The organism is Enterococcus sp. DIV0660C (genome assembly GCF_017316125.1).
In the GTDB taxonomy this organism is placed as follows: Bacteria; Bacillota; Bacilli; order Lactobacillales; family Enterococcaceae; genus Enterococcus_B.
The window spans coordinates 1-9,091 of the sequence record NZ_JAFLWA010000044.1; the positions used below are offsets into that span (position 1 = coordinate 1).

The window sequence follows — 9,091 nt, forward strand, 5'->3', positions numbered from 1 at the left end:
GAGTAGGAATTCTTTTTATTGTCAGATAAACATCAATCAAAGTAATCGTCTTCTGAAAAATCTGCTTCTTCGTATTCTCCTTTATCACCGTAATACTTATTGTAACGTTGCTTGAATTTTCTAAAAGCAAAGACAACCAGTAATTTTAGTAAAGTATAGATTGGTATACCAAAGATTACGCCCATGATTCCAAGTAAGTCACCCATAACAAGCAACACAATCAAAATCGTTATAGGATGAACTTGTAGTCTGTTCCCAATCACACGCGGAATAACTAAATCACCATGGAGTAACTGGACAATGAACCACACAAGGACAAATTTGACGACCATAAATGTTGAATCTTGGAAGGCGATAAAAAGTCCGGGAAAGAAGGCAATGAACGGCCCGATATAAGGAATGATACATAATATACCAGCGGCAATAGCTAGGATACTAGCAAAATCAATACCAATGAGTAAAAATGTGACCCAGTAAATGGCTCCTAAAATAAACGAAGAAATAATTTGCCCTTTCAAAAATGCACCCAATTGTTGATTAGCAATTTTAGTCAATTCTTGGAAATCCTGACGAAATGCTGGTGGTACGATTTTTAAGACCGATTGGTAGAACCCATGTGGATTTTGAAGTAAGAAAAAGGCAACAATAGGACCAGTAAACAGAGTAATAAAAGTAGTTGTTACGGCAGAAAACAGATTACTGATACTTTGTGCTCCACTTTCCCAGTAATTACCGATGAAAGATGTTGCTTGATCTGTAAAATTATCAATGGAAGAAAAGAATTCATTGAACTTATTGGCGAAAGGTGTGTGTTCTAAAATATTTCTAACGCCTTCTTGAAAATCATTGAATAAGTTCGGTAAGCTATTGAATAATTCAGTTGCTTGCTGTTGTAAGAAAGGAGCGAACCACACGCTTCCTAGACCAATTACAGCAAAAATCAAGACATATACCAAAATGACGGCAATGTTACGTGACATTCGTTTACTTAGGCGTCGAATGAGTGGATCTAGTAAATAATATAAAATAAGTGCAAATAGTACAGGTGGTAATGATGCTGCAAAAATAACTCCTAAGGGTTTAAAGATAAAGGCAACTTGCCAAAACACATAAATGACTAAGGCAAGCATAACTAATAAACCCAGTACGTAATAAGAGGTTTTTCCCCCTAAAAATTGAATCAGTCGAGAGTTCGATTTTTTGTTCAATTTTTTTCCTCCTTTTTTCTCTTTTGTTTTTATTATAGTCAGAAGTTAAACGAAAAAGAAAATGAAACAAACTAAATGCGGAAGAAATCTTATTTTTTGAAAAACTCCTCAACGAATCAGCAAAATGCTAACAAGTTGAGGAGTAAGTTTGTTATGAGATGATTTTTTTTAAACCACGAATCGAGATAGGAACTGTTTCACCATTTGCTAAAGTGACTTCCCTTTTTTTCTTGTCGATAGCTCGAATGTTGAGTTTATTAATAACATATGACTTATGGCAACGAATAAAATAATTATTTCTTTTCTCAATGTCTTTGATTTTATCATAAAACTGTAGATGGGCATGTGTCATGTGTACTTCAAGCTTATGAGGTGTAATTGATGACGTAGAAAAATATTGAATTTCGTTTAGTGGGAGAAACTTGATTTCCCCGTTGAATTCTAGCTTAAAGATGTCCTTTTGAGGTTGAGAGTTATGAAAGTTAAGAAAGATTTTACTTAAGATATGTTCTAAACGATCTTTTAACTCAAAGACATCTTCTTTCGAAATATAATCGGTGGGTTCAATACGATTTTTTAGAATCTCTAAAGAGAAGTCAGGGTTAGCTGTCACATAAATGATTTTACCTAACGGGTCCATTCGACGAATATCTTTCCCAAGCGTAACACCAGTCAATTCATGATTTTTAATGTCTGTATCCAAAAAATAAATACCGAAATCAGTAGTTCGATGACGGGCAATTTCAAGAAATTCAATTGGATCAGTTGAAGAAACAGCAACGTAACTATCGAGATCTTCAAGCGTGATCTGATTTTTTATAACGGTTGTGATAATTTCTAATTGCCGTGGATTTTTCTCACAAATGTAAATCGGGATCATATCAATACTCCTTTACTTAAAATAAATTGGCTATGTATCAAACATGTTTCAGTAAATGAACTGTATTATTTGTTATGTTCATATTTTGGTTGGTTAAAAATCTGAGTGTTAACTTGCCGTTGGAATCTGATGTTTCGCGCGAGAAGACATATATCTAAATTTTAGGGATCATCGCTAACCAAAGATTTTCCCCACATTATACAAAATAGCTAAAAACTCTTAGTTAAAAGTGTAATAAAAAAAAGAGAATAAAAACGGTTCACTCATAAAATGTGTGTTTCAACTCATAACTGTAGAATTTCACTTAATTGTTATGCAAAATGACCGATTCTTGTGAATTTTGTGAAAAAATTTCACAGTTTTGATGTTAGAAAGGCTTTTTTTGAGCGTGTGAACTAATTTTTTATTTCTATGTTAAAAAAGTACTAACCTGATAAAAGGTGATGGAGGTATTCTTATGGAAAATGAACAATTATTTGAAGTAGGCGAAACTTACGAATTTCATTCGGATTTGTTTGAATCACCAGTCAAAGGGAAAATCGAAAAAATATATGAAAATAGTGTAATGATTCGCGTAATGAAATGTGCGACAGATGAAACTGAAACAGCTGATAATCTACAATGGCAGCTGATTGTTCGCAAATCGAACGCTTTAATTGAAAATAACTAAGTAAACAGGAACTAGTTGTTTTCAAATAGTTCAATTTTGTAATTAAAAAGACTAACTTTTCAAGAAATAGCAGAAAAATTGTTATTATCTAGTGAAAAGCTTGGTCTTTTTTTGTGTTAAAATAGGGAGCAGAATTTATAAAAGGAAGGATGCCGATAATTGTGATTATTGTTGCGGGAACTATCGGAGCTGGAAAAAGTACACTAACTGAAATGTTAGCACAAAATTTAGAAACTAAGCCATTTTATGAAAATGTTGAGGATAACGAGGTCTTACCTTTGTTCTACTCAAATCCAGAAAAGTATACTTTTTTATTACAAATTTTCTTTTTAAATAAACGATTTTTAGCAATCAAAGATGCGTTTGGTCATGATGATAATGTATTGGATCGCTCTATCTACGAAGACAGTTTGCTTTTTCATTTAAATGCGGATTTAGGAAGAGTATCAAAAGTAGAAGTTGAGCAATATCAAGGATTACTTGAGACGATGCTGAATGAACTAGAAGATATTGCACCCCCAAAAAAGCCAGACTTATTAGTTTATATTCGGGTTTCTTTTGAAACGATGCTAGAGCGCATCAAAAAGCGTGGACGGGAATACGAGCAAATTGAACAAAATCCTGAGTTGTTTTCTTATTATCAAGAATTAAACCGCCGGTATGAGAAATGGTTTGATGCGTTTGATGTCTGTCCCAAACTAGTGATAGATGGAGATCGTTATGACTTTGTAGCGGAACCAGAATGTGGTGAACAAATCGTTCAGTTGATTAAAGCCCGAGCTAAAGAGATGGACGAGGTAGCAACGAACGAAAAAATTCAGTATACAACCTTAGTTCCAGAAGCAAAAGGAATTTTTTCTTGCGAAAAGTAAATAAGAAAAAGGCACGACAAAGATATTTCTGCTTTGTTGTGCCTTTTTAAATTAATCACTGTATTCCAATCGCTTAAAGTGGATATTGATTGGTTCTGAAGAACCGCCAAAGTTGAAATGTTTGGCTGAGGGCCATTACTAAAAAGAGAAATGATACTAATAAAATAGCTCGTGCGCCGAATAGATGGTAACAAAAAACGGAAGCGACTGCTCCTAAAATGAAAGCTAGTACAACTGTGAGAAAGTGAAAAAATTGGTCAAAATCAGATTTTTCTTTCGAAATCAAAAAATCATAAAGATTAGTTGCCACACCTTTCAAATTTCCGGTTGTAAAAAGATTTGTATAGGCACGTCCATTGATTTTGTCAAATGATACCCACTGGATTGCAGCTGTAAAGGCAATTAAAATTGTTACCAGTGAGGGATGGATATTGATTATTTTTAAGCTAACGATGAAAAAAATCAGTGCTTCATAATAAAGAACAAATAAACGCCAAAAATGCTTCTCACGTTTTTTAAAATAATCAATCAAAAACTTAGTTAATAAAATACCTATGAAAAAGAAAAGAGTTGATAACACCTTTTTTCCAAAACTAATCCATTCCCCGTCGAAGGCTTGAATAATTGCAAGAATAATATTACCAGTTTGTGCAGAAGCAAAAGCATCATAATGAATATAAGTATAACTATCCATTGCACCACCAATAAAAGTTAGTAACAGCCCGATAGTACGATCCTCGTGAAACGAAGTACGCATGATTTTTCCACCTTCAATTATTATTTTACTTAATTTAACTGCCTCTATCTTAGCATAATTTTCCGAAAAAAATGATAAATTTTCTGAAACAAAGTGATTGAATAACGGCGTTTCATTTTCAATAAAGGTCTGGTAGTATAAAGAAAACAAGAATGACAAGATAAATAAGAAAATTTTGAAAAGAAAGTTGGTGGCACTGATTACTCAGCTAAATGAAAAAGAAATGTTACGGTTAAAAAATGAGCTGAAGTCTTGGAAAAACAGATACCATAAACTTCAACAAATCTTTCGACTACAAGAAGAGATAATTGCTAGTTATGAGGCTGCTTACGGGGAAGCACCTGGATTGATTGAAGAAGAACAGCCAGCTGATGTAGTGGATGATTCGTTTTTTAAAATGATGGAAAAACGATCTTATAATCAGTTTAACTTAGAGCAAAAAGCTGCAATCACCTACGATATGAAAAAAAATCTTCGTATTATTGCTGGTGCCGGCAGTGGCAAGACGCAAACGATTTGTGCAAAAGCAGTCTACTTGATGACCCAAAAACAAGTTGCTGAACAACGGATTTTGATGATTACATTTACTCGAAATGCAGCGAACGAATTGAAAAAAAGAGTGGATAATTTTAGCCAACATAAAACAGCGGTACATATCGGAACATTCCATAGTATTTTCTTTCGTCTTTACAATGAAATTTGTAAAGAATTTCCAGACATTGCGATGCAAGGTATCCATGGAGATTTTTCCAAAGATTCAAGCCAAAAAATTGGAGCAATTCTACAACACTTGATTCGTAAATATAATCTTTATTCTTTTGACCAGCATGGTGAGAAAAATTTGTCGGCACGTTTGGATTATTGGCAGAATATGAATCTTTCTGTAGAAGAAATTATCCATTTGGTAAAGGAAAAGTTTGATAGTACAGAAAAGAACACAAATCAACCACTTTCTGAGCGTATCGGACTGTTGATGATGGAGTTGAAAGAGTTAAAACAGCAACAGCATCTAGCTGACTTTAATGATATTTTGCAAAATTTAAAAGAAGCATTAGCTAATGAAAATGTTCGCCAGTTTGTTGGTAAGAAGTATGACTTTTTATTTATTGATGAGTTTCAAGACACAAATCCCCTACAATGGGCAGTTGTAAAATTGATTACTAAAGGAACAAACATCAAGCTTGTCGTAGTTGGGGATGACGATCAAAGTATTTACGGGTTCCGCGGATCAGAGCCAGCCTACATCAAGGAATTTGAACAAGAATATCCGACTGAAACACTTTTTTTATTAACAAATTATCGTTCTCGTGCCGCGATTGTTCAAGGAGCAAACCGGTTGATTAGTTACAATAAGGGTGATCGCATTCCCAAAGCTATGATTCCTGCACAAAAAGAAGAGGGTGTTATGGAGGCCATTTCTTTTAAGGATTCACAAACAGAAAGCCAATGGGTGATTCGCCAGATTCAAACGTTTATCAGACAAAAAGGTAAATACAAAGAGTCTATTATTTTGTACCGTTCGCTTTCGCAAACACAAAAATTAGTCCAAAATCTTTTACAAACAGATATTCCATTCGTCCTTGAGGCAGATACACCTTATGAAGGGATTTTTGGTGTACGAAACTTTCAACAATTATATAGAAGACTTCTTGACTGGCAAAGAGCAAAAACTGGTCAGAAAAAAGATCAAAACTACCAACAAATTTTGAGGCAAATCATGATTAATTGCTACTTGAAAAAATCAGAATGTGATCGTTTCTTCTTCCAAAAGCACTCAGATAATGAACTCACTACGTACATTATTCAAGCGAAACCCTCATTAAAATCACGGCATAAGGAATTTCAACAATTAGTAAAAGAATTGCAAGATTTCACTCAGCAACCAAGAAAAAACATGTACCTGTTTTGGCAACTATTTATCAATCTTCCACGAGTAAAGAAAGAACTCGAGCAAGGAGAGCGTGATTGGTTACTAGAAGAAATCAAAAAACAACAAACTTTACCACAATTGATTGATTTAGAAAAATCGATTCAATCTCAAGCAAAACAACTAAAAACACGTTTGATTGCTTACCGACAAGGGAAATTAGATGCGTTATGTATTCAGAGTATCCATAAAAGTAAAGGGTTGAGCTATAGAAATGTTTTCTTGATCGGCTGTAATGAAGGAGCATTGCCACATAACGGTGCAGCAGAAAAAGAAGCCGTCTCATCTGAGGAAATCAAAGTGGAGCCTGTGACGACGATTGAGGAAGAACGTCGCTTATTTTATGTTGCGATGACTCGGGCTCGAAATCGGCTGTATTTGTGTGTGCCGCAGTTGAAAGGAAATAGGCAGTTAAAGCCCTCTCGTTTTATTAAAGAATCGGGTATTCAATTAAGAAAATAACTAAAAAGACTATGATGCACTAGATACTTGCGTCATAGTTTTTTTTAGTTTGGTTAGCGAATGAGTGGTCTTTTTTTTATAATTCAGTTAAAATGGGATTATAATTAAAGAGGAGTGAGAAAATGATAAAAGTATACACCTCACCTAGTTGTACTTCTTGTCGTAAAGCTAGAGCATGGTTACAAACGAATCAACTTGAGTTTGAAGAAAAAAACATTTTTGTCGATCCGTTACTTGAAGAAGAAATAAAAGAAATTCTAGCAGCAACTGAAGGCGGGGTTGAGGATGTTATTTCCACTCGGTCAAAAATTTATGAAAAATTGTGTTTAGATTTCAATGAACTAACACTTAAGCAAATGATTGTATTGTTTAAAGAGTATCCTTCGCTGATTCGTCGTCCTATTCTAATTGATGAAAAGAGAATTCTGATTGGTTTTAATGAGGATGAAATTCGTTCATTCGTTCCTAGAGAAACCCGCTGTGTTGAACGAAACCTAATTTATTTGCAAGACTATGGTACGGTAAACTCATGACCAACTAAAAGAAAGAGGGAGGTCCTGTGAAAATAAAAGTATTTGGATCGAAAGATTGTTTAACTTGTTTGAAAGCTAAAAAGTGGTTAGAAAATCATCGTTTAGCTTATCAATTCGTTGACTTAGAAAAAGCAACATTATTAAGTATACAAGATGCTAAAGAGCTATGTAGCTTTAAAGAAGTTCAAGCAACACAGCTATTTGCTACTTGGTCTGAAGCATTTCTTAAAATGCAAGTGGATCTATCAAATTTAAAAGATTCTCAGCTAATGTCACTTTGTAGAGAACATACAGAAATTTTGAGACGTCCATTGATTATTATTGATGATGTTTTATTTATTGGATATGATGAACAATTGTTAGAGCAACTAGTCGTTCATGAATAAGATTGAGTAAAGAGCAGAGTGTAACCGTCTCTGCTCTTTTTATTGTTTCTAACATTTTAAAATTATTGTATAGAAGCAAAGACCGATACTTGCAATCGCTTTAAGGAATCATTATAGTTAACTGTTGATTAGTTAACTATAATGATTGAGATGACCGATAATTAATTATATAGAAGAAAAGTGAGGAACTTTTTATATGAAAAGACAAGTACAGTTTCTATCTGCTGACGAAAAAACTATGATAGAAGTAAGTTGCTGGTATCCTCAACAACAGCCGGTGGCAACTTTGCAGATTGTCCATGGGATGGTTGAGTTTATCGAACGATATGATTTATTTGCTGACTATCTCAACCAAAAAGGAATCATTGTGATGGGGCACGATCATTTAGGACACGGACATTCTATCCAATCTAAGGAATATTTTGGTCATTTTGCAGATAAAAATGGTTCAGAGTTTTTACTTTCAGATATTCATACAGTGAACGAAAAAATCAAGGAACAATATCCAACGCTACCGCATTTTATTTTGGGACATAGTATGGGGTCTTTTTTGGTAAGAAATTATTTGGCACAGTTTGAGACAGATTTTTCTGGGGTAATTATTATGGGAACTGGGTGGCACAATCCTAAAGAAATGAGAGCTGCTGAAGCAATTGCTTCTACAATCGTTTCTGTTCATGGAGCGAAATATCGTTCAGAATTTCTAGATCAATTAGCATTTGGCGGTTTTAATCGACAATTTGAACCAGCAAAAACGTCAAAAGATTGGCTTACGCGTGATCAAACAGAGGTGGATAAGTATCTGTTTGACCCAAGAACACAATTTATTTTTACCGCTGCTTCTTATAAAGAGTTATTCCGGTTAGTTCGACAAGCGTGTAGTCTTGATCAAGTAAAGCAAATTTCAGATTCGCTTCCAATGCTAGTTGTTTCGGGAGCAAAAGATCCAGTAGGTGCGAATGGTCGAGGTGTTCGAACTTTCATCCAAGCAATGAAAGAATATACTACTAGTCAATTAACACTTTTGCTATATGAGGAAGCGCGCCATGAACTACTTAATGAAATCAACCAAGAGGTGGTGTACCAAGACCTTTATTTTTGGTTAAAAAAATATATTGATACTTATTGACAGGTAAAAAATTACATGATATATTTATTCCCGTTGTTGCGAAAGTAACATTCATGAAACTTTCGTAAATAACATGAAAAATAGTTGTTGACTTGTGAGTTATCACATGATAAGATAACTAAGTCGTTTAGAAAGAACCTCTTAAGAAGCTTGATTTCATCAAGAAAAACTTCAAAAAAGTTCTTGACAAATAACAAACGATGCGATATGATAAATGAGTTGCTGAAAGATTTCTTAAACGGAATCGAAAAAAACTTTTTCAAAAAA

General features: G+C 34.1%; 9 protein-coding genes. 6 read left to right on the top strand and 3 right to left on the bottom strand.

Annotation, left to right across the window (positions count from 1 at the left end):
- Nucleotides 1-32: 32 nt before the first annotated feature.
- Together DOK81_RS11215 and DOK81_RS11220 are read right to left on the bottom strand one after the other, a co-directional pair.
- Complete coding sequence (locus DOK81_RS11215) at nucleotides 33-1,241, bottom strand: AI-2E family transporter (protein ID WP_347401448.1); 1,209 nt, start codon at nucleotides 1,239-1,241, stop codon at nucleotides 33-35.
- A gap of 118 nt (nucleotides 1,242-1,359) precedes the next feature.
- Nucleotides 1,360-2,088: a LytTR family DNA-binding domain-containing protein gene (locus tag DOK81_RS11220; RefSeq protein ID WP_206910920.1), complete on the bottom strand. Its 729-nt coding sequence runs from the start codon at nucleotides 2,086-2,088 to the stop codon at nucleotides 1,360-1,362.
- A 457-nt stretch (nucleotides 2,089-2,545) separates the two neighbouring features.
- Between DOK81_RS11220 and DOK81_RS11225 the strand changes: the two genes are divergently transcribed.
- A complete protein-coding gene (locus DOK81_RS11225) occupies nucleotides 2,546-2,758 on the top strand; it encodes a hypothetical protein (protein WP_206899307.1) in 213 nt (70 codons plus the stop codon).
- 149 nt (nucleotides 2,759-2,907) lie between these two features.
- A complete protein-coding gene (locus tag DOK81_RS11230) occupies nucleotides 2,908-3,630 on the top strand; it encodes a deoxynucleoside kinase (RefSeq protein ID WP_206910922.1) in 723 nt (240 codons plus the stop codon).
- A 73-nt stretch (nucleotides 3,631-3,703) separates the two neighbouring features.
- Here the strand turns inward: DOK81_RS11230 and DOK81_RS11235 are convergent, their stop codons facing one another.
- Complete coding sequence (locus DOK81_RS11235; protein WP_206910924.1) at nucleotides 3,704-4,387, bottom strand: YoaK family protein; 684 nt, start codon at nucleotides 4,385-4,387, stop codon at nucleotides 3,704-3,706.
- A gap of 223 nt (nucleotides 4,388-4,610) precedes the next feature.
- Here DOK81_RS11235 and DOK81_RS11240 point away from each other — a divergent pair, with 223 nt between their 5' ends.
- The 4 genes from DOK81_RS11240 (at nucleotide 4,611) to DOK81_RS11255 (ending at nucleotide 8,824) form a co-directional block, all read left to right on the top strand.
- Nucleotides 4,611-6,776, top strand: a complete 2,166-nt coding sequence (locus DOK81_RS11240; RefSeq protein ID WP_206910938.1) for an ATP-dependent helicase — start codon at nucleotides 4,611-4,613, stop codon at nucleotides 6,774-6,776.
- A 122-nt stretch (nucleotides 6,777-6,898) separates the two neighbouring features.
- Nucleotides 6,899-7,309: a Spx/MgsR family RNA polymerase-binding regulatory protein gene (locus tag DOK81_RS11245; RefSeq protein ID WP_206910926.1), complete on the top strand. Its 411-nt coding sequence runs from the start codon at nucleotides 6,899-6,901 to the stop codon at nucleotides 7,307-7,309.
- Between the two features lie 26 nt (nucleotides 7,310-7,335).
- Nucleotides 7,336-7,695 carry an ArsC/Spx/MgsR family protein gene (locus DOK81_RS11250; RefSeq protein ID WP_206910930.1) on the top strand — a complete coding sequence of 120 codons (360 nt, stop codon included), beginning with the start codon at nucleotides 7,336-7,338 and terminating at the stop codon, nucleotides 7,693-7,695.
- 196 nt (nucleotides 7,696-7,891) lie between these two features.
- A complete protein-coding gene (locus tag DOK81_RS11255) occupies nucleotides 7,892-8,824 on the top strand; it encodes an alpha/beta fold hydrolase (protein WP_206910933.1) in 933 nt (310 codons plus the stop codon).
- Nucleotides 8,825-9,091: the final 267 nt, after the last annotated feature.

What these genes read in the sequence shown, in the direction of transcription:
- DOK81_RS11220 (WP_206910920.1), bottom strand. Translation starts at nt 2,088, where the DNA reads ATGATCCCGATTTACATTTGTGAGAAAAATCCACGGCAATTAGAAATT.
- DOK81_RS11225 (WP_206899307.1), top strand. Translation starts at nt 2,546, where the DNA reads ATGGAAAATGAACAATTATTTGAAGTAGGCGAAACTTACGAATTTCAT.
- DOK81_RS11230 (WP_206910922.1), top strand. Translation starts at nt 2,908, where the DNA reads ATGCCGATAATTGTGATTATTGTTGCGGGAACTATCGGAGCTGGAAAA.
- DOK81_RS11235 (WP_206910924.1), bottom strand. Translation starts at nt 4,387, where the DNA reads ATGCGTACTTCGTTTCACGAGGATCGTACTATCGGGCTGTTACTAACT.
- DOK81_RS11240 (WP_206910938.1), top strand. Translation starts at nt 4,611, where the DNA reads ATGTTACGGTTAAAAAATGAGCTGAAGTCTTGGAAAAACAGATACCAT.
- DOK81_RS11245 (WP_206910926.1), top strand. Translation starts at nt 6,899, where the DNA reads ATGATAAAAGTATACACCTCACCTAGTTGTACTTCTTGTCGTAAAGCT.
- DOK81_RS11255 (WP_206910933.1), top strand. Translation starts at nt 7,892, where the DNA reads ATGAAAAGACAAGTACAGTTTCTATCTGCTGACGAAAAAACTATGATA.